20 protein-coding genes are annotated in these 21,525 nt (G+C 41.0%); 3 read left to right on the forward strand and 17 right to left on the reverse strand.

The annotated features are described in order from the left end of the window. Nucleotides 1–149 precede the first annotated feature (149 nt). Nucleotides 150–515, forward strand: coding sequence for a winged helix-turn-helix transcriptional regulator (locus tag MHI23_RS16270; protein WP_024426240.1), 366 nt, complete (start codon nt 150–152; stop codon nt 513–515). 10 nt (nt 516–525) lie between these two features. On the opposite strand, the gene MHI23_RS16275 is transcribed toward MHI23_RS16270, so the two are convergent. From MHI23_RS16275 to MHI23_RS16285, 3 genes are all read right to left on the reverse strand, one after another. Next, the gene (locus MHI23_RS16275) at nt 526–1,713 is read right to left on the reverse strand and encodes a PDZ domain-containing protein (protein WP_024426241.1); all 1,188 of its coding nucleotides are present in this window, start codon (nt 1,711–1,713) and stop codon (nt 526–528) included. A gap of 68 nt (nt 1,714–1,781) precedes the next feature. After that, on the reverse strand, nt 1,782–2,135 hold the full coding sequence (locus tag MHI23_RS16280) for a swarming motility protein SwrAA (RefSeq protein ID WP_007500014.1): 354 nt from the start codon (nt 2,133–2,135) through the stop codon (nt 1,782–1,784). A gap of 344 nt (nt 2,136–2,479) precedes the next feature. After that, entirely contained in the window at nt 2,480–3,928 is a 1,449-nt protein-coding gene (locus MHI23_RS16285) for a S41 family peptidase (RefSeq protein ID WP_034623765.1), read from the reverse strand. Between the two features lie 153 nt (nt 3,929–4,081). Between MHI23_RS16285 and MHI23_RS16290 the strand changes: the two genes are divergently transcribed. Further along, nucleotides 4,082–4,822, forward strand: coding sequence for a sulfite exporter TauE/SafE family protein (locus MHI23_RS16290; protein ID WP_176967175.1), 741 nt, complete (start codon nt 4,082–4,084; stop codon nt 4,820–4,822). A gap of 49 nt (nt 4,823–4,871) precedes the next feature. Here the strand turns inward: MHI23_RS16290 and MHI23_RS16295 are convergent, their stop codons facing one another. The 5 genes from MHI23_RS16295 to MHI23_RS16315 all read right to left on the reverse strand — a co-directional run bounded on the left by MHI23_RS16295 (nt 4,872) and on the right by MHI23_RS16315 (nt 9,416). Continuing rightward, nucleotides 4,872–6,134 carry a peptidoglycan DD-metalloendopeptidase family protein gene (locus MHI23_RS16295; RefSeq protein ID WP_342492099.1) on the reverse strand — a complete coding sequence of 421 codons (1,263 nt, stop codon included), beginning with the start codon at nt 6,132–6,134 and terminating at the stop codon, nt 4,872–4,874. A gap of 110 nt (nt 6,135–6,244) precedes the next feature. Next, nucleotides 6,245–7,135 (reverse strand): permease-like cell division protein FtsX, encoded by an 891-nt coding sequence (gene ftsX / locus MHI23_RS16300; RefSeq protein WP_024423600.1) that lies wholly within the window; start codon nt 7,133–7,135, stop codon nt 6,245–6,247. Next, nucleotides 7,128–7,814: a cell division ATP-binding protein FtsE gene (gene ftsE, locus MHI23_RS16305; RefSeq protein WP_024423601.1), complete on the reverse strand. Its 687-nt coding sequence runs from the start codon at nt 7,812–7,814 to the stop codon at nt 7,128–7,130. The genes ftsX and ftsE overlap by 8 nt, the downstream gene beginning before the upstream one ends. 375 nt (nt 7,815–8,189) lie before the next feature. Then, nucleotides 8,190–8,519 carry a cytochrome c551 gene (gene cccB / locus MHI23_RS16310; RefSeq protein WP_024423602.1) on the reverse strand — a complete coding sequence of 110 codons (330 nt, stop codon included), beginning with the start codon at nt 8,517–8,519 and terminating at the stop codon, nt 8,190–8,192. A 48-nt stretch (nt 8,520–8,567) separates the two neighbouring features. Further along, nucleotides 8,568–9,416, reverse strand: coding sequence for a YitT family protein (locus MHI23_RS16315; protein WP_024426245.1), 849 nt, complete (start codon nt 9,414–9,416; stop codon nt 8,568–8,570). 189 nt (nt 9,417–9,605) lie between these two features. Here MHI23_RS16315 and MHI23_RS16320 point away from each other — a divergent pair, with 189 nt between their 5' ends. Continuing rightward, nucleotides 9,606–10,340, forward strand: a complete 735-nt coding sequence (locus MHI23_RS16320; RefSeq protein WP_224426745.1) for an alpha/beta hydrolase — start codon at nt 9,606–9,608, stop codon at nt 10,338–10,340. A gap of 213 nt (nt 10,341–10,553) precedes the next feature. Here MHI23_RS16320 and MHI23_RS16325 read toward each other — a convergent pair whose 3' ends face one another. From MHI23_RS16325 to MHI23_RS16365, 9 genes are all read right to left on the reverse strand, one after another. Next, on the reverse strand, nt 10,554–12,347 hold the full coding sequence (locus MHI23_RS16325; RefSeq protein ID WP_171464724.1) for a M3 family oligoendopeptidase: 1,794 nt from the start codon (nt 12,345–12,347) through the stop codon (nt 10,554–10,556). Between the two features lie 124 nt (nt 12,348–12,471). Further along, a protein-coding gene (gene prfB, locus MHI23_RS16330; RefSeq protein ID WP_111926806.1) for a peptide chain release factor 2 occupies nt 12,472–13,573 on the reverse strand; the annotation gives its coding sequence in 2 pieces (ribosomal slippage) (nt 12,472–13,500 and nt 13,502–13,573; 1,101 coding nt in all). A gap of 67 nt (nt 13,574–13,640) precedes the next feature. Further along, complete coding sequence (gene secA / locus MHI23_RS16335; protein WP_041107999.1) at nt 13,641–16,166, reverse strand: preprotein translocase subunit SecA; 2,526 nt, start codon at nt 16,164–16,166, stop codon at nt 13,641–13,643. 198 nt (nt 16,167–16,364) lie between these two features. Continuing rightward, nucleotides 16,365–16,928 (reverse strand): ribosome-associated translation inhibitor RaiA, encoded by a 564-nt coding sequence (gene raiA / locus MHI23_RS16340; RefSeq protein ID WP_024423608.1) that lies wholly within the window; start codon nt 16,926–16,928, stop codon nt 16,365–16,367. 188 nt (nt 16,929–17,116) lie between these two features. Next, nucleotides 17,117–18,802, reverse strand: coding sequence for a methyl-accepting chemotaxis protein (locus tag MHI23_RS16345; protein WP_125585969.1), 1,686 nt, complete (start codon nt 18,800–18,802; stop codon nt 17,117–17,119). Between the two features lie 33 nt (nt 18,803–18,835). Then, nucleotides 18,836–19,216, reverse strand: coding sequence for a hypothetical protein (locus MHI23_RS16350; RefSeq protein ID WP_024426250.1), 381 nt, complete (start codon nt 19,214–19,216; stop codon nt 18,836–18,838). Nucleotides 19,217–19,229: 13 nt separating this feature from the next. Then, a complete protein-coding gene (gene fliT / locus MHI23_RS16355) occupies nt 19,230–19,571 on the reverse strand; it encodes a flagella biosynthesis regulatory protein FliT (protein WP_041115575.1) in 342 nt (113 codons plus the stop codon). Then, nucleotides 19,568–19,972, reverse strand: coding sequence for a flagellar export chaperone FliS (fliS, locus tag MHI23_RS16360; protein WP_024423612.1), 405 nt, complete (start codon nt 19,970–19,972; stop codon nt 19,568–19,570). Before fliS ends, fliT begins: the two co-directional genes overlap by 4 nt. A 17-nt stretch (nt 19,973–19,989) precedes the next feature. Next, a complete protein-coding gene (locus MHI23_RS16365) occupies nt 19,990–21,519 on the reverse strand; it encodes a flagellar hook-associated protein 2 (protein WP_125585967.1) in 1,530 nt (509 codons plus the stop codon). Between the last annotated feature and the right edge of the window lie 6 nt (nt 21,520–21,525).

Consider the following 21,525-nt stretch of genomic DNA (forward strand, 5'->3'; position numbering starts at 1 on the left):
TTATGATAAAAAAACAACAGCCCGAATGTGTGATGTGATATCTCTATGGTATAAGAAAAGCTTCGAGTGATTCAAGTACGCACATTTTTGTTCGTTAGTTACCATCTTGTTCGTGTATCACCAAATTTATCTTAGAAAGGCGTGTTAAGATGAGTGCACCATCCAACCCAGTCAGTATTGTCAATCATGGCTGTCCCGTTTCAGTGACGACAAGTGTCATCGGAGGGAAATGGAAAGGAGTGATCCTTTATCATTTGACTTGCGGACCAAAACGCTACAATGAATTGCGCCGGCTACTGCCAAGAATTTCTCAGCGTGTCCTCACACTGCAATTGCGTGAGCTTGAACAAGACGGCGTTGTCCATAGAGAAGTCTATGAGGAGGTCCCCCCTCGTGTCGAATATTCCCTCACTTCTCTCGGAAATACATTAAAGCCTATCATTTTCGCTATGCGTGATTGGGGCGAATCCTACGGGAAAGAAGCGCGCCCAAAAGAAAAAAGCTGCCATCTCTAGCAGCTTTTTTTTAAGATGAAATTGCCGTTGGTTCTTGCTGTGGATCATCCTTCACAAACAGGATGCCAAGCTGATGATGCTCCCCTTCGTAAGAAGCACGTTTCTCAAATCTTGTCTGACCATTTAAGCCAATAATCTCGAGCTTTGTTAGAGCACGATTGGTTTGAAGGGCTTCATAAAATTCCGAAACGGTTTTGACTTCAATTCCATTCACTTTTGTGATGACTTCTCCGATCTCAAGCTTTAAATCAGCCGCTGGTGTATTCGGAATAATCCCCAGCACCATCAGCCCTTGATTACGCTTAGAGAAGTAGAACGGGGCAGCATTGTCATTGACCCTCTGCTTCCATGAGAGAAAGGCTCTTCCTATCACCGCAATCAATACAGCTCCCCAAGCAATCGGTTCAAACCAAATACTTGCAGCACCTAATAAGGCGACAGCGAGTCCGAGCATAAGAATACGCCGCGCTGTAATTTGAATACTAACAATTGGCAGTGAGCCTTGAATTCTCTGACCGAATCCGATGATATATGGAATCAAAATAAATGAAAAGCTTTGATCATGCACTTGAAGCACCGGCCACCATGGCAGAGAAGAAGTGAATTCACCTGCCGGCATCAGCAAAACAAGCGGTAAAAGCCACAGACGGTTTGCCCGCTGCTGACCAATTAAAAGTCCTCTCGCACTCATCACCATAGCAGGCGATGTACGTAAATGCGCCGTTCGATAGGCTAGAATTCCCTCGGTCATTAATAGAAGTCCTAGCAGAATGACAACGGCTGATGCATTCATCATTGAGAGCTGCGGCAGCCAAGAATGACTCACTTGGAAATGCATCAGTCCAAGTGCCGCAATAAAACTGAAACCGAGTGTGTATGCAGACGAAAGCGCACTCGCCTTAAAGAATAAAGAGAAAACGATGGTCATCGCTGCAATCAGCACGATGAATCCAGGGGGGAGGGCAATCCCTAAGCCTACTGAAATAACGGATAGGCAAATCCCTAGAATCCATCCCTTTGAATATGTAAATTTAAGTTCATCGTATACATCTTCTATTCTTGTTTGAAACGCTTTTCTCTCCCGCTTTACGCGGATGTAGCCATGCAATAGGCTGATTAATATCATGAAATAAAAAAGAGGATGGATTAAAAACAGACCGACCGCTTTTAATCCGGCTCCCATCCACTCCGAGCTCATTATCGTTCACCGCCCAAGTCAAGCATTTTCTCTTATTCTATCAAATAAATCGATGCTTGACATCAGGTTTATTTCTCCTGATTCATCCAAAGTGTGACATTCGACAGTGAAAAATCTTTTAAGTAGTGATTGACATCTACATCTAGTATGCCGCCGAGCAGCTGCATCGACCTCTTGATGTCGGTTAAGTTTATACCAAGTCTCTTATGATTATCCATTAAATAATTGAAGTATATCTCAGCACAGTCTTCATCGATTTCGTCGACTGATTCTACCGTTGTGTAATTGACCAAGTACCTGCTTAACAGCATGAGCAGACTTAATGCCTTTGTAGCGGAAAACGTCACATCTTTCGTACGACTCTTAAGTTCCTCTACCAACTCGTAATATTTTTTCTCTCTCACAATACTTGCCCTTTTCAATTGTGTACCCCCATTTACTAGTTCTTTTAAGAAAAGCGCAAACCTCGGTACAGCTTAATGCTCAAGCTGAATATCCGCAAAAAATAAAATATTTAAAATGAGTGCTACTTTTTATTGTAAGAATTATTTATGTAACATACAACTTTCAAAAGTTTCATTTTCATGACATGTTTAAATCAACAGAAAGTCTCTTATATACATATGTTATCGGGTAAAATTGAAGGAATGTTATGTTTTTTGTAAAATAAATGAATATATTTCTCGATATAATTTATTTTTAATCATAAATTATTACATGTTCATGACACTTATGAACCAAAAAAAAGAGGCTATTATTCGCCTCTTTATTTTTTAAGATATAGTGCTTTTAGTGCAGTCTGTAATTGAAGGTCATTTTTTTCGTAAGATTTCACTTCATCCACCATTTTGTTCATCATTTCCGCTGTTTTCAAATCAATGACACCTGATTTATCGAGATTGTATGTGCTTTGGAAGGCAAGTACAGCCTTTTTCGTTTCTTCATCAAAGTATCCATCTACTCTGCCAGGGTCAAATGACAATCCCTTTAACAGCGTCTGCGCTTGTCTCACTTCTTCATTGTTCATATCAAGCTGAAGCGGTTCTTTCAGCTGAAGCGGACCTGCGGTAAAGTAATCCGGCTGATGAATTGCAATTGTCGGTACGACGCCTTTTTTGTGAATCCAATTGCCTTTTGGCGTGAGCCATTTATACAGCGTTAATTTAATATTACTTCCATCTCCCATCGGAACCGCCTGCTGCACAGTTCCTTTTCCAAAGGAGACATCACCGACAACTTCATACTTTCCAGCTTCTTTCATGGCTCCAGCAAGTATTTCCGAAGCGGAAGCACTGCCTTTATCAATTAAGACGTTGACTGGGTAAGGCTTTTGTTCTTTCAGTTTTGAAAAATATCGTTTCCGATCGCCATTCCGTTCTGCGATTTGAATATAGGGCTGATCCTTCGTAATAAAATGTTTCAAAATATCTTCCACACTTTGCAGATAGCCGCCAGGGTTTCCTCTCACATCCAGTACAAGGCCTTCTATGCCCTTTTTCTCGAGCTGTTTCAGGCTTGACGTGAAATCCTTCGCCGTATCTTCAGAGAAGCTGGAGATCGCAATATAGCCTGTTTTATGACCATTGACCTCTTTTACAGAGGAAGTCACTGTTTCAAGCGGGATTTCTTCTCGTTTGATATGGAACGTCAGCTCTTTTTCAATCCCGTTTCGTTTGATTGTTAAGGCGACAGACGTCCCTTTTTTTCCTCTTATTTTCAGTACAGCATCGTTTAAGCTTTTTTCTTTCATCGGCTCACCGTCAATGCTGATGACCTCATCTTTTGGCTTTAGACCTGCTTTTGCCGCAGGGGATTTTTTAAAGGCGGAGACGATAATGATCTTTCCTTCATCCATCCCCACTTCTGCCCCAATTCCCTCAAAGGAAGAATCAAGCGAATCAGAAAATTGCTTTGCGGTCTGCTTGTCCATGTATACTGAATACGGATCGTTTAACGTCGAAAGCATTCCTTGGATCGCGCCTTCAAGCAGCTTTTGCCGATCCACTTCCTCTACATATTCATTTGAAATAAGGTCATAGGCTTTCTCGATCTTTTCCATCCCATTCTCTTTCGCCTTATCACTTGATTGAGCTTGTCCAGCCATTGCAGCGGCTGCTTGCGTTGACTCCGCATGAGTTCCCTCTTTATGCGTCATCACTCCTGCACTTATTAAGAGAACGACACTTGCCATAATAGATGCGATTTGTTTTTTCATATTTGGCCTCCTTCTTCAACTCTTCCTGATGACCTGAGTTATTATATGCCAGAAGAAGGGATTTCATGTAAAGACATTCTCCCGTGAAGGCTTGACGAATCATTTTATTAGGTGTAATTTTTATTTTGTTATGATTGAGAAGGAGTCTTCGCTATGTATATTATCTTGACGATGCTTTTATTAGGAATTTTATTAGGTTTTGTAGGAGCAGGCGGGGCGGGATTCGTCATCGCATTGCTTACATTAATTTTTGATATCCCTATCCATACCGCACTCGGGACTTCATTAGCCGCTATGGCATTTACGACACTATCAGGTGCATACAGCCACTACCGGGAAGGGAACATTCAGCTGAAATCTGGTTTGATTGTCGGAGCTCTTGCTTGTATCGCTTCTTTTGCTGGGGCTAAGGTTGCTCCTTTTATTCCAGAAGAGAGTCTGCACTATTTAACAGCAGGAATGCTTTTTTTATCGGCTGTTTTTATGATGATCAAACTATTTGTTCTTAATGAAGAGGCTGAACAGCAGCCGCTTTCTTCACGTCAGCTGATGACAAGAGGCATTATTTTAGGCCTTGTGTCTGGTATGCTGTCAGGCATGTTTGGTATCGGGTCTGCACCATTCATTCAAGTAGGGCTTTTGATTTTACTGAAGCTGTCGATTAGGCAAGCCGTTGGCACGACCATGCTTGTCATTATTCCGATTTCCATCGGCGGTGGAGTTGGGTATATTTCAGAGGGCTATGTTGATTTCATCTTGCTGATCCAAATATTAATTGGAACCGTATTAGGCGCATTTATCGGTGCGAAATTCACACGCCTTGCGCCGAAGCTCTTATTGAAATCAGCTGTTCTGTTAACACCTATTATTGCCGGATTACTGCTGCTGTTTTAATTCTATCTAGACCAAAAAAGCCGATAACATGATGTTATCGGCTTTTTGATTAGCGGATATATTGCGCTGGATTGACTGCATTTGATTTTGCGCCATTCCATAATCCTTTATGAATTTCAAAGTGAAGATGCTGACCATGCGATTGTCCGGTATTTCCCATATAGCCAAGGAATTGTCCTTGTTCGACTCTCTGTCCTGTTGACACACTTCTTGTAGACAGATGGGCATATACAGTTTGATACGTCTGTCCATTGATATTGTGCGTAATGAACACAACATTTCCATAGCTCGATGAGTAGCTTGAGTTTGTGACGGTTCCAGATGCTGCTGCATAGACAGGAACTGTGCCCTTTGCTGCAATATCTAATCCGAAGTGGTTTCCGCCAGAACGTCCGCCAAAACCAGATGAGAAACGCCCTGCAGCTGGTTTAATAAAGCCTGAGCTGCTTGCTGGTGTATCAGATACTTGATCTGAGCCGCCGCTGTGAGGTGCAGGTGCATTTTTTTCAGCTGCTTGTTTTGCTTTCTCCGCTTCTTCCTTTTGTCGGTGTGCTTCCTCAGATTTCACTGCCGCTTTTTGATTCGCAAGGATTTCTTGTTCATTCTCAAGCTTGCCTAGTTCATCATGTGCATGATTTTTTTTATCTGTCACATCACCTAAAATGTGTTCTTTTTCTTTGTGCTTCTTAGATAAATCTTTTTTCAGTGCTTCTAGCTCTTTCAGAGATGTTTCAAGTCCGCTTAGCTGATTATTTAGCTCTGCTTCTTTTTGCTCCACCAGCTTTAAATCATTTTCATGTTCTGTAATCATGTCTTTGTCTGCTTCGACAATCGTTGTGACAGCCCCAACACGACCGACAAAATCACTAAAGCTGCGAGCACCTAGCAGCACATCTAAATAGTTGATCGTACCGCCGCTTTTTTGCATTGAACGAATTCGGTCTTTGAAAATGGCTTTTCTTTTTTCAATTCGCTCATTGATGACTTGAATGTCTTTTTTTAGCTTCTTGATCTCTTGCTTCGTTTTTTTAACTTCTTTCTCTTTTTCAGCGACTTTTTCAGTTGCAGTACTTACCTTTTGGTCAATTTGTTCAATTTCTTTCTTGAGCTTTGATTCTTTCTTTTCAAGCTTTTCCAGCTCTGACTTCTTCTTATTCAAGCTTGATTCAGTCTTCGATGTTTTCTCTTCGATTTGTTGACGTTTTTGATCTAGGTCTTCGTATGCGAATGCACGATTCTCGTTCCCTGGAATGTATAGCCACGTTGTTCCAATAAACGCTGCCATTCCAGCCATCATCAGCTTTCTTTTCAAAACGATATTCCCCTCCCATGACAACTGTCGACATGAAGAGCCGACCGGATGAATCAGATCAACCGGTCACATCTTCTATAGAATCCTCGAATGCTGCCATCAAAATATATTTATACTTTTAAGAATTTACGGATAGACGTTAAGCTTCCCCATACACCAATGATTGCACCGATCACTAGCAGGATCAGTGATACTTGATAGACAAACGGGTTGTATGGAAGCATTGAAATAAATGAACCTTGTACTCTCGGTGCGACCCAGCCTACTGCATATTGATACGTGCCAAGCAATAGGGCAATTGGTATAATGGAACCAAATACACCAAGCAATAATCCTTCAATGAAGAATGGCCAGCGGATAAACCAGTTCGTTGCACCTACCAGCTTCATAATCTCAATTTCTTTACGTCTAGCAAAAATCGTAATTTTGATCGTATTGGAGATTAAGAACATAGCTGTAAATAACAGCCCGATAATGAGCACAATACCGACATTACGCGCTACTCCGACTACATTAAAGAGTCGGCTGACCTCTTCTTTTCCATAGGTTACTTTATATGTACCCTTTAGTTTTTCTAATTTCTTCGCTACTTTTGGTGTATCGTGGGGATCTGTTGTTTTCACAATAAACGCATCGTTTAATGGATTTTCTTGATCAACAAGCCCCATGGATTGTCCATTTTCTCCAAAGCTTTTAATCAGTGCTTTCAGTTCGTCATCCTTAGATGAGTACTTCACATCACTGATTTCAGGAATCTTTTCAATTTCTGCTTTTAATTCATCCTGCTGCTTTTGATTCGCCGTTAATTCGATTAATACTTTTACTTCTACTTCTTTTTCAGCGTTCGATGCCATGTTATTCAAGTTGAGCATAATCACAAGGAAAACCCCAACTAAAATCAATGTGACAGTAACCGCACTAATTGATGCAAATGTCATCCACGTGTTTCTTCCAAGTGAACGGAAGCTCTCACGTAAATGCCGCGAGAGAGTTTTAATCATAAATTCCGTACTCCCCTCTTGCTTCGTCACGCACAATCATTCCATCTTCGATTGCGATGACGCGTTTCTTCATGGTGTTTACAATTTCTTTGTTGTGTGTCGCCATAACCACTGTTGTTCCGCGGTTATTAATCTCTTCGAGCGTCTTCATGATTTCCCAAGAAGTGTCAGGATCAAGGTTTCCTGTCGGCTCATCTGCAATGACGACCTCAGGGCTATTGACAATCGAGCGGGCAATAGACACACGCTGCTGTTCACCGCCGGACAGCTGGTCAGGAAATTGACGCGCTCTGTGCTTTAGCTGAACCAGATCGAGAACATCAAGCACTTTTTTCTTAATGATATGAGGCTGTTCACCAATCACTTCAAGAGCAAATGCCACGTTCTCAAACACAGTAAGAGTTGGAAGCAGCTTGAAATCTTGGAATACTACGCCAATTTCTCTTCTTACGTAAGGAATTTCTTTTTCCTTCATTGATCCTAAATCTTTGTTATTAATTAAGATTTGCCCTTTGGTTGGCTTCTCTTCACGATACATCATTTTGATGAAAGTGGATTTACCAGCACCACTGGGACCAACAACATACACAAACTCTCCTGGATGGATAGAGACATTGATTCCATTGATCGCCTTTACGCCATTAGGATAGATCTTGTAGACTTCCTTCATTTGAATCATGTAATCACCTAATCTTTTCTTATTCGCTGACTAACAGCTTATCATGATGTTTTGACACTTCTCGTCAAAAAACGTTATGTATGGTCACGCACATACCCTTCGATACTTACTAACAATTTATGTCCTTTTCATCCAAAAAGATGAAAAAATTGAATCGTCTAAATTTCAACAACTCCAATTATACGTCATGAATCGACGCAATGGTATTACATTTATATTTCAAAACTTATAAATAAAAGGTAAATAGAACAATCAAAATCGAAAAACGTGCCTTTATACCCTTATTTTTTAAATAAAATTTAATATAATGCGTTTTCATACTATCCAAAAGTCTTTTTCTACATATAAAAAAACCTTGTCGATTAGACAAAGGTTTTATTTTTTCTCTGCAAGCCATTTTGCTACTTCTTTTGCTTGTTTCTCATCTACCATACCGCTTGGCATAGAGCCTTTACCATTTTGCGCAATATCTGCGATTTGGCTTTCATTATATTTCTTCCCTACTTCTTTCAGGCTTGGTCCGCCTCCGCCAGATAGGTCTTTCCCATGACAGCCAATACAGTTTTGCTGATAGATCTCCTCACCACTGCTCACAGATGAAGCACTTTTGCTGCCTTCTTTGTCACTGCTGCTTGAATTTCCTCCACAAGCCGCGAGAACAAGAAGCATCGCTGCAAATAGCATCGTTAATCCGCTTTTTTTCATCTATTTCCCTCCCTTACAATCATTTGGTCAACGCTATTATATCCTTGTTTATGCCCTTTTAAAACCCTCACCAAGCACCTCTTTTGCATCCATCACGATGACAAATGCTGATGCATCGATTGCTTTCACCACTTGTTTCAACTTTGTGAATTGTGACTGCCCAACGACACACATCAAAATCGGGCGGTCATGATCGGTATATCCTCCAACTGCTGAGATCTTCGTCACACCACGGTCAATTTGATCAAAAACCGCCTGTCTGACCTCATCTTCATGCCCTGTAATGATCATTGCCATTTTTGAATGACTGAAGCCAGCCTGTACCACATCAATCGTTTTACTAGAAATAAACACACCAATGACCGCGTACAGCCCCTCTTCAATTCCAAAGACCGTCATCGCAGCCAGAACAATCAAGCCATCCATCATCGCTAAACAGGTGCCTAGCGTGAGTCCTGTGTACTTATTGATGATTTTGGCAGCGAGTGCCGTTCCACCCGTTGATCCATTCCCAAGGAACACGAGTCCTATTCCGATCCCAATGACCACACCGCCAAAAATAGCCGCCAGCAGTGCTTCATGTGTGACAGGTGCAATATGTCTTGTGACAAACACCATGAAAGGTAAAAAAATTGAGCCAACGAGTGTTTTCACCCCAAATGTACCGCCTAATAAATAAAAGCCAGCGATAAACAATGGAATATTGAGCCCCCATTGCACATAAGCCGCTTCAAAGCCGAATGACTGCATAATGGTACTAATGCCGCTCACACCGCCTGCTGCGATCTGATTTGGTAATAATAACGTATTAAATCCAATCGCCACGATGGCTGATCCGATTAAAATGAACAAATAATTTTTCACTTCGATCCAAAATTGTGAATGTCCCTGCTTCATGTCTTTCTTCCTCCGTTACTTCTGAATGCACACCTATTTTAAGCCCTCTTAAAACGATTGTAAATAACAGCCAAATGCAGTGCTAATGGATTAATACTTTATCACACAGACGGATCAGCGCACTTGCCGGTTGGCATAGGAGTAAATGATGGTATATTTAATATGTACATGAGAAAGAAGGGGCATGCGATGAAGAAAATACTGAAGATAACAGGTATGACATTACTTGCACTGATCATCTTAGCTTTTGGTGCTTTCTATACATGGAGCCGCTTTACATACGGACCATCAGAAGCATTAAAAAAACAGGTGAACATGGAGCAAGTGGAACATAAAAACGATGTTTATACATTTGAAGCATCAAAAAGTGATACTGGCATCATTCTCTATCCTGGGGCAAAGGTGGAACCACTTGCGTATGCCTATATTGGGGATACGCTGATGAAAAAGGGCTACTCTGTCTTTATCCCTGACATGCCATTTTCCTTTGCGATCTTCAATCCAAACAAAGCGCAGGACATCATCAAAGATCATCAAACGATCAAACACTGGTATATTGGCGGACATTCACTTGGCGGGGCAGCTGCCGCTATGTTTGCAGAAAAAAATCAGAGCAAGCTCGATGGACTCTTTTTCCTAGCATCTTATCCAGCATCAGATGACCTGAAACAATCTTCATTGAAAGTCCTTTCTATTTCAGGTGAAAAGGATGGGCTGGCCACACAAGAGAAAATCAAGAAATCGAAAGCAAATCTGCCGTCTCAAACCGTTTATCATGAAATAAAAGGCGGGAATCATGCGCAGTTTGGCATGTACGGCAAACAAAAAGGTGATCAGCCTGCGGACATTCCAGCCCTGTCGCAGCAAAATGATCTCATTCAGACAATGCTTGACTGGTTGAAGCCAGCAAAAAAGCTCCCGTAATGGGAGCTTCAGCGTGTAGACAAACCCTCGCATTCTTTGTCAGTCCTGCGCGTTGGTGCTCACGAATGTTCAATTCGCTCCGCGCCAATGCTCGTCCTTCCTAGACTTCAAAGGTTTTCTATCACGCTGAAAAGAAGACAAAGAGCTAAAATAAAGATCATTTTAGCCCTTTGTCAACAGTCTGAAAGCTCCCGTAATGGGAGCTTTTCATTATTATTTTTTTGTCACTTCTAAAAATTCTTCAGCATCTGCTACAGCCAAACGAATGGCTTCTTCCCAAAATGCTTTTTGGGTAAGGTCAACGCCTAGATGCTTTTTGGCTAAATCTTCTACTGTCATTGAAGCAGTATCTTTTAATAATGCAATGTATTTCTCCTCAAACGATGTACCAGCCTGCAATGCTTTTGCATAAATTCCTAACGAGAACATGTATCCAAAGGTGTATGGGAAATTATAAAATGGAACATTCGTGATATGAAAATGCAGCTTAGACGCCCAGAAATGCGGATGGTATTCATCTAATGAGTCACCGAACGCTTCCTTCTGCGCTTCGACCATCAATTCATTCAACCGATCAGCCGGCACTTCTCCTTTTTTACGCTCTTCATAAAAGCGCTGTTCAAATAAGAAACGAGATTGAATGTTCATGAAGAATGCTACACTGCGCTGCAGCTTATCCTCTAACAGGCTGAGACGCTCCTCTTCATTTGCCGCTTCTTTTAATGAAGCATCAGCTACAATCATTTCTGCAAAGGTCGACGCTGTTTCAGCTACATTCATTGCGTATTTGCGATTCAGAATGCGAACATCCTGCATCACTTCCTGATGGAACGAATGACCAAGCTCATGTGCTAGTGTCGCCACATTGGATGGACTTCCTGAGAAAGTCATAAAAATACGTGATTCTCCGCTGTCAGGGAAATTTGTACAAAAGCCGCCTACCCGTTTGTTTGGACGGTCCTCAGCTTCTACCCAGCGTTCATTAAAGGCTTTTTCTGTAAAAGCAGCGAGCTCTTCTCCAAATCCAGCGAAATGTTTCACAATAAAAGCAGCTGCTTCTTGATAAGGATAGATTTTGGTCTCACTCCCGATAGGAGCCCCAACATCGAACCAGCTCAGCTTATCAACTCCAAGCATGTCAGCTTTTCGGTGTAAATAATCAATGAATGGCTGCTTATGTTCATCAATCACAGACCACATTGCATCAAGGGTTTCTTGTTTCATACGGCAAATTTCAAGCGGCTCTTTTAAAATGTGCTCCCAGCCTCTTGCTTCATACACTTGCAAACGAAAGCCAGCAAGGTGATTGAGCGTACTAGCAAATAAATGTTCATCCTGCGTCCATGCATGCTCTAGGTTGTGGTAAACAGCCTTTCTGACTTCACGATCTGAATCATCCATCGCATTTTCCGCTTGGCCTACAGAGATCATCTGTGTTTCTCCATGCTGTTCAAACGGAATGGTAATTTTATTCACTAAGCTGGAATAAAGCTCATCCCACGCATGGTACCCATCTACAGCCAGCTTTTGAATCAGCGTTTCTTGTTCAACAGGTAATTGATCCTTCACACGGTCTCTCCGCTCATTTAATATGTAGCGGACATCTGAAAAGGCGGTTGAATTCATCAGTTCTTCCCACTTGTTTGCTGGGATAGCAGCAAGCGCTTGATCAAACAGTGCAAGGATGGTTCCTAAATCAGCTTCCAGCTTGGCAATCGTACCTCGAAGGCTGCCTGCTTTCATATCCTTCGTATTTTGAGCTTGGAGGCAGGTTACAAATGAACCTGCTTGAGATAATTTTTTATATGTAGTTTCATACGTGTCAAGGACAGACGTTAATTTGCTTTCAACGTGTGTATCTTCTTTTGAAAAGGCATTCACCTTTTGTCGTAATTCATCTAATAGCTGCTGAATATTTTGCAGGTATGTCTTAAATTCTGGTGAAGAACTGCCTCCTTTAAAAAAGGCATCTAAATCCCACGTTTCTTGCAATGGTGTTAATCCCAAAATATTTCCCCCTTTATTTGCTAATTTCATCATACAAAGGATATAGAATCAGTATGTCGTATGTATTCCTTTATATTCATTATATTTTCTCACAATTAAAAAAACCCGGCAAGAAGCCGAGTTTTTATGATAATTTCGAACGCAGGTACGCATCGATAAATGAATCTAAATCTCCATCCATCACTGCTTGAACATTTCCCATCTCCGTATTGGTTCGATGGTCTTTCACAAGAGAATAAGGGTGGAATACATAAGAGCGGATTTGGCTACCCCAGCCAATTTCTTTCTGCTCTCCTCTGATTTCGTCCAATTCTGCCTGCTGTTCTTCGATCCGTTTTTGATAAAGTTTCGATTTCAGCATTTTCATCGCACGTTCTCTGTTTTTAATTTGTGATCTTTCTGTTTGGCATGTCACGACGACATTCGTTGGAATATGTGTGATACGAACGGCAGAGTCCGTCGTATTGACGTGCTGCCCGCCAGCTCCACTTGCACGATACGTATCCACCTTGATATCCTCTGTCCGAATATCAATATCAATTTCTTCATTGAATTCCGGCATGACATCACAGGAAACGAAGGATGTATGTCTGCGGCCAGAAGAATCAAAAGGAGAAATACGAACCAAACGATGGACACCTTTTTCAGCTTTTAAGTAACCGTATGCGTTATGCCCTTTGATGAGCAAAGTCACAGACTTAATTCCTGCTTCATCACCTGGAAGGTAATCAAGCGTTTCGACCTTAAAGCCTCTGCGCTCTGCCCAGCGAGTGTACATTCGCAGAAGCATAGAACCCCAGTCCTGTGATTCAGTACCGCCTGCACCTGGGTGAAGCTCCAGAATGGCATTGTTTTTATCATAAGGTTCGCTTAAAAGAAGCTGTAGCTCAAATTCGTTAAACTGCTTCGTTAAGTTCCTCAGCTCTTTTTCAAGCTCTGCATGAAGCTCATCGTCATAATCTTCCTTTAATAAGTCATGCGTCATTTGCAGCTCTTCATGCGATTCACTGAGCTCATGATAGGAATTCACAGAATCCTTCAGTGCATTGGCTTCATTAATAACGCCTTGAGCTTTTTGCTGATCATTCCAAAAATCAGCCTCTGACATCGTCGCTTCAAGCTCTGCGATTTTGGCCTCTTTTGTTTCTAAGTCAAAGAGACCCCCTAAAATCAGCTAGCCTGCTAGCCATATTTTCAAGCTCTTGTCTAATTTCTACTAATTCCATATCCTTCACCTCATAGATGTATGGGGGCTGACATGAATAGAAAGAGGTTTTCACCTCTTTCCATTACTTATTCTGTCTTCCCATGACAATTTTTATATTTCTTGCCGCTTCCGCAGTGACATGGGGAGTTTCGTCCAATGTCTACGACTTTACGTACCGGCTTCTTCTTCACTGTCTTCTCCTCATCGCCCTCTTGCGGCTGATGAGCCGTTGTTTGACCTTGAACCACTTCTTCACGTTCTAGGTTGTTTTGGATTTCTGATTTCAAGACATACTTGGCCACGTCATCTTCAATTGAAGCAACCATATGCTCAAACATCGCAAATCCTTCCATTTGGTATTCACGAAGCGGATTCGTTTGTGCGTACGCACGTAAATGAATACCTTGGCGCAGCTGATCCATTGCATCGATATGGTCCATCCACTTCGAATCCACCGCACGAAGAACGATGACTTTTTCAAATTCACGCATTTGTTCTTCGCCAAATGTTTCTTCTTTTGCATCGTATTTTTCTTTAATACGATCCATGATGAAGCTTGTGATTTCATCTGCTTCTTTACCGAAGATATCTTTGACCGTAATGGCACCTTCGTCTAAATAGTTCGTGTTGATTAATTCAACAAGACCATCTAGTTTCCATTCTTCAGGCAGCTCTTCTTTTGGCGTATAAGATCCCACAGCACGCTCAATTGAAGATTGGATCATATTAATGACAATTGATTTTAAGTTGTCAGAATCGATGACTTCAAAACGTTGTTTGTAGATTACTTCACGCTGTTGACGAAGCACATCGTCGTATTGCAGAAGCTGCTTACGGGAATCAAAGTTGTTCCCCTCTACACGTTTTTGAGATGATTCAACGGCTTTAGACACCATTTTACTTTGGATTGGTGTAGAGTCATCCATACCAAAGCGGTCAAGCATCGCCATCGTCCGCTCTGCACCAAATCGGCGCATCAATTCATCTTCCATGGAGAGATAGAATTGGGTAATCCCTGGGTCTCCTTGACGTCCAGAACGTCCGCGAAGCTGGTTATCAATACGACGGGATTCATGACGCTCTGTCCCGATAACAGCCAGACCTCCAAGTTCTTTTACACCTTCGCCAAGCTTGATGTCGGTACCACGTCCTGCCATGTTTGTTGCAATGGTCACAGCACCTTTTTGACCAGCCTCTTCAATAATTTGTGCTTCACGCTCATGGTTTTTTGCGTTTAACACTTGATGAGGAATGCCTTTATTTTTAAGCAGCTTAGAAATAAGCTCAGATGTCTCAACTGCTACTGTTCCGACAAGAACTGGCTGCCCTGTCATATAGCGCTGCGCAACATCCTCAGCCACTGCTTTAAATTTACCATCCATTGTGCGGTAAATTAAATCAGGTCTGTCATCACGAACCACTGGTTGGTTGGTCGGGATTGACACAACCTGCATGTTGTAAATGTTACGGAATTCTTCTTCTTCCGTTTTTGCTGTACCAGTCATACCAGATAATTTTTCATACATACGGAAGTAGTTCTGGAACGTAATTGTTGCCAGTGTCATGCTTTCGTTCTGCACTTCAAGACCTTCTTTTGCCTCGATGGCTTGATGCAGACCTTCACTATAACGGCGTCCTTTCATTAAACGTCCTGTGAAGGAGTCAACGATGACTACTTGGCCTTCTTCTACCACATAATCCACGTCTTTTTGCATCGCAACATGTGCCTTCAGCGCCTGAGCGATGTGATGGTTCAGCGCGACATGTTTGACATCAAACAGATTTTCAATGCCGAATGCTTTTTCCGCCTTCGTCATTCCGCTTTCAGTCAGCTGCACACTTTTTGTTTTAATATCATACGTGAAATCATCTTCGATTTTTAATGTGCGGACAAATGCATTGGCTTGTACATAAAGCTTTGTTGATTTCGCAGCTTGTCCTGAAATAATAAGAGGTGTTCTCGCTTCATCAATTAAAATGGAGTCAACCTCATCGATCACGGCATAATGAAGCGGTCTCTGAACCATTTGCTCTTTGTAAAGCACCATGTTATCTCGTAAATAGTCAAAGCCGAGTTCATTGTTTGTTGAATACGTGATATCAGCGGCGTACGCTTCTCTTTTTTCATCTTTGTCTAAGCTGTTTAAGTTTAAGCCGACTGTTAAACCAAGAAACTCAAAAATTTTGCCCATTTCCTGCGCATCACGGCTTGCCAAATATTCGTTGACTGTCACGATGTGGACGCCTTTTCCAGAAAGAGCATTTAAATAAACAGGCATTGTTGATGTCAATGTTTTACCTTCACCTGTTTTCATTTCAGCGATGTTACCTTCGTGAAGCGCGATGCCCCCCATGAGCTGTACCTTAAATGGGAACATTCCTGTTACGCGGCGGGATGCCTCGCGAACCGTTGCAAATGCTTCAACCAGCAGGTCATCCACGGATTGTCCTTTTTCAAGTTTTTCTTTAAATTCAATCGTTTTATTTCGTAAAGCCTCGTCAGATAATTTTTCAAAATTTTGAGCGAGAGCTTCGATTTCATTTGCCTTTTTTTCATATCGGCTGATCGTACGTTTCGTAGGATCAAACACTTTGTTTAAGATTCCAAGCATATAATAACGCTCCTCTATTTCATGCAATTTTTCGGCATGTCCAAAAGTTTGACAGGTCCATATTTACCTGCATTTATCATACCATACCTTCTTTCATTTCCAAAGAATTTGCCATAATTTCGCACAAAAAACCCGCCCCTTATGAAGGGAACGGGTTTACTTTATTTAGGTTGTTTTTAAATCAGCATCAACTGATATTTAAGCGTTTGGCTCAATGAGTCCATATTTACCGTCATTTCGGCGATAAACCACATTGGTCAAATTTGTCTCAGCATTTGTGAAAACGAAGAAACTATGACCTAACATGTTCATTTGGAGAATGGCCTCTTCACTATCCATCGGCTTTAAGTTGAAACGTTTTTGTCTGACGATTTCTGTTTCATCAATCTCTTCGTCATCTTGAACTGCTACTTCAGCCGTACCATTTCCTCCAGCAAATAAGTGCTTTTTGGCACCTTGCTCGCGGAATTTACGGTTTACTTTTGTTTTGTGCTTTCTAATTTGACGTTCTAATTTACTGGCTGCTAGGTCTACCGCATTGTACATATCCTCATTATGCACCTCAGCTCGAAGTGCTAGATCAGTCATTGGAATGGTAACCTCAACTTTAGATTCTTGATCGTTGTAAAACTTCAAGTTCACGTTGACTGAAGCATCTACATCTGTCTCAAAATAACGCTCCAGCTTTCCAATTTTTTTCTCGACATGATCTCTTAGTGCAGGTGTTACGTCGATGTTTTCTCCTCTGACATTGTAATTCATGTAAAGAACGCCTCCTTTAAAATTAAGGATATGTAAACCTATTTCTACTTTTCCCTCCTTTTCTCCTGCTCAAACGTAAAAAAAATGTGAATATTTATTGAAATTTGTCGAATTTTGCGGTGCTTCAACTGTTGCTTGATAGGTGATGAATATATATTCGGCTGATTCTTGAAAAAGACCAGCGCACATTAAATGGTAAAAGACGAAATCGATGTTTTCAGCGATTGAGATAAGGATTTTAAATCCTCCGCAGCGGCTTTCATCTCCTCATTGGCCGCTAATGATTCTTCAACAGCAGCAGACATGTACTCTGTTTCTTCTGAGTTTCGTTTCGCACCTTCTTCAATGACACCAACCGTTTGAGAAATTTCCTCTGTACTAGCAGAAATTTGTTCTGCAGTGGCTGACAGCTCTTCTGCTTTCATTGAAATATCACGAATAGATTCCAAGATTTCATGAAAGCTCTGTTCAGATAATTGTGATACTTTTACACCCTCTGCTACATCACGCTCGACCTTCGTCATCGATTGTGATGACTTTTCTGTATCTTTGTTCACGTTCTCGAGTAATTGGCTAATTTGATCTGTCAGCTGACTAGATTCTTCTGCCAGCTTCCTCACTTCATCGGCTACAACTGCAAAGCCTCTTCCATGTTCTCCTGCCCTTGCTGCTTCTATAGCTGCGTTTAAAGCAAGCAAATTCGTTTGGTCAGCAATGGCATGAATGTGACCTAACAGGTCTTGAATGCCTGTAAACTGTGCTTGCACATTGGCCATTGTGGAATGGTGTTCATTCACAGACTCTTTTATAGAACTCATTTGTTTCACAAACTGTTGAATAAGGGCCGCGCCCTCTTCAGCCTTTTCAGTCACTGAAATTGAGTGACCCGAAACATCGGATGTGTGTACAGCTGCATTTTGCATGCCAGTCGACACTTCCTGAATGGCGGATGCTACTTTTCCGACCGCATCTGATTGTTCACGTGAAGCTTCACTGACCTGTTCAATCGAGCTAGATGTCTGCTCACTAGCCGATATCGTTTGACTGATGGTTTCCTCAAATTGAGCAGCAGAATCAGCAAGCTGTCTTGATCCGCTTTGCACCTGCAAAATAAGCTGACGCAAATGAGCCGTCATTTGATTAAAGGCTGTGCCGAGTTGACCAATCTCATTTTTAGAGGTCACTTCAATCTCTTCAAGGGTAAGATCACCATCTGCCATCCTTTTTGCGGCATTTGTGACAGAAACAATTGGTTTTGTCATGCGATGAACAAATCTGATCCCAATCACCAAAAGGCCAACAATAATCGCTGCACTGACCAAAATGAGTGTAAGCAATAATTGATTACTATCTTGATTGAGCAGATTGATTTTTTGATCACGTTGTTTTAGCTGATTTTGAGCGAACTCTTTTGTAAAGGTATGTATTTCTTGTTCGATAGGTTGTAATTCTTGATTGAGGCGGGTGTTGAATTCTTTTTGATTTTGCATATTTAATGAATTAAATAATCGATTTGTTGAGGTGTAGTAGAGATAATTTTTTTCTGAGATTTGATCTAATAGATTTTTTGCTTGTTTGACCGTACTCATTTTCGAAGCTTCTGCTGTTTTCTTATTAATATCTTCATATGTTTGCTCAATTTTCTGCAAATTTTCAGCATCTTGCACGACGACATATGTTTTAATCTGTGCTTCCTGCTTTTGAAGAAGCGCTTCTAATTCCAGCGAGGTCTGATAAAGCTTCACTTCCTTGCTTAATAGCGCTTTATAGGATTGATCTGTTTTGTAATAGAGAAAGCTTGAGAATCCTAACATACTGACAAACAATACACATATGACAATAAGCCCAAATAAAAATTGATTTTTTAGTCTCATAATTTCCTCCGAATGGTCTGAATTGGACAAAAATTAATGAATGACATACGGCCTCATACAGGCATGTATTTCATCCATCCACTTTCTATATTCAGGTATAAAGTATGTTTTCAGGAATGATTGGAAGTGATTTGAAGGGAATGTATAGAAAGCTAGTATATCAAAACTTAAAAATATTTGATCAAACGAACGAATCGTTTTGGCAAAGTGTTCATTTTCAATAATTGAAAGCAGAAGAGGATGTGTTGTGTCTAAATGAAAGAAGGCATGGATCAGATCATTAAAGATCCGATCCCCTTCTGTTTTGTCAAAATCCTTCTCAATTTCATCTAAATAGTTTAGACTCTCTTCTATCGTGTATAGAAGTTCATAATATGTGGTTAATAAAATATAGTCATTTGAACGATACGCCACAGGTCTCACCTATTTATTTCCGTTTATCGTAGTATACGCCGTCACTTGTTATGGGCTGGTATGGATTTTGATAATTCAGCTGTTTTGTTTTCTTTTTTTGAATGGCTTGAATATCTGCTTTTATCCCATTTTGGATAACCGTTAATTGTTTCGCCATCTGTTGATCTGTTTGGATGATTTCTCGAATTTTCTCTTTTTCTTGATCCGTCAATTCATGCTGTATATCTCTCATTAATTCGTCTCTCTCAATTAAAAAGGCATCAAAGTCTTCAACAAGTGTCTCACTTTGCGGATTTTCCGCTATTTCGGCTGCCATTTTTAATGTTTGATCATGCAGCTGGTCCACAATACTCATAGAGAACCCCCGATAGAGTGGTGACGGCCTTTACGATCGGTTTGAATGACTTCCTTCCACGCATCACGGAAGTCAGTTACGTACTCTTCTACTTCATTCAATATCTCTTCGTCATTTTGAAGATTGGCTTCTATCAGTCTGCGATAAATGTAATCATACATACTTGCCATACTCTTTGATACGTCATAGGAACGATTTAAGGTGACATTTAATTCTTGAATGATGTTTTGAGCCTTTTTTAGGTTCAAGTTTCTCGTTTCTGCATCCTCTTTTTGAATGGCATGCTTCGCTATTCTGATGAACTTTAAGCAGCCTTCATAAAGCATAAGCGTCAACTCGGCAGGTGTTGCGGTCTCAATAGAATTTTTCTGATAGGCGGCATAAGGGTTCTGTATTGCCATATGTTATAAACCTCCAATTATTGTCCAAGCAGTTGAGAAAGGTAGCCAGATTGGTTGTTTAGCTTTTGAATTGCACTATCCATGGCGTTAAACTTCGTATAGTAACGGGCTTCAACCATCTTCAAACGGTCTTGGAACGTACTCATTCGTTTGGTCAAAGAGTCAAGGTCCTTACCAAGTCCGTATTCCTTTAATTCCATAGTTGTGCTGCCAGCCTTTTTTTGAATGCTCTTCGAAAAGTCTGATAAGGAATTTTTGACACGATAGATAATTCCTTGTTCTTGATATTGCTGCTTCGCTTTGTCTTTATCCTTTGAATCCACATTCAAACTACCCGATATGAACATTTGTCTGACCTTCTCCGGGTCTTCTTCAATGGCTTTTCTTAATTTCTCTACTCCATTTATATCCTTACTAAATTCCAGCTTTCCGCCATCTTTATAGCTGGATGATGTCGAAATACCGATTTGTGTGAGTTGAATTTTATTCCCATCACTTGTCGTAATATTAGCATACAAATCACTTCTTATTTTAGAGGCACCAGATCGTAAAATGGAATCACTTCTCAGCAAGCCAGACTTCGCGGTCGTTTCCCATAGCTCTATTTCTTTTTCAGACATCGCTTTTTTCTCTTCAGCCGTTAATGGATGATAGTCTCTGTTTTTCTTTTCATTGACTTTACCATTAATCTGTTCAACGAGCTCATTGTATTTATCAACAAATTGTTTAATTTTATCATAGATTGCATCCACATCTGTTGAAACGTTTAAGCTGACAGGCTGATCCGTGGTTCCTTTAAGCTCGTACGTAATATCAGCCTGCGTGAATGTATTGTTGTTATTTTCCATTTTCAGACCATTAATCTCGTATTGCGCCTTCTGACCTTGAGTGGTCGCAACTAATTTGTTATCTCCATCTACTTGGAAGCCTAATTGCGTTAAAAATGAAGCCGAATTGCCATCAGCTGCTTTAATACTGACGCCTTCACCCGTTGTCCGAGAAGTAAGAGCAATTGTATCCACGTAGTTAGTGCCATCAGAGATTTGGCCTTTATAAGCCGTCACACCTAATTGAGCGTTGTTTAGCTTTTTCACGATGTCATCGATTGTATCGGAATCAGAAGTATTGATCGTCACGATTTTCGGTTTTGTTGAATCTGGTGTCGTCACTTCAAACGTAAACGTGCCATTTGCTGGTGTAAATCCAGATGTACCAGAGGACTTGAAGACAGAAGCTGTCGCTAGTTGAGTGACATGAATAGAGCCAGAGGTCGCATTTGTTGATCCAGTTGCTGTGACAGCAGATTCATTAGAGCTTGTCACCTTTTTGGCGCCATATGTACTTGGACGCGTTAAGTTTAAACTGTTGATCAAATCATCTAATTCTTTAATTTTCGAGTTAACCTCGCGATAGCTGTCTCTTTGCCATTCAAGTGTTTGTTTCTGACGCGTCATTGTATCAAGTGGTGCTTGCTCCGTTTTCATCAGCTTTGATACGATTTCATCAATATCGAACACATTTGAAAATCCAGTAATACGATTGACCATTATTTA

The sequence above is a fragment of the Bacillus sp. FSL M7-0003 genome (assembly GCF_038628485.1).
Taxonomy (GTDB): domain Bacteria; phylum Bacillota; class Bacilli; order Bacillales; family Bacillaceae; genus Bacillus; species Bacillus safensis.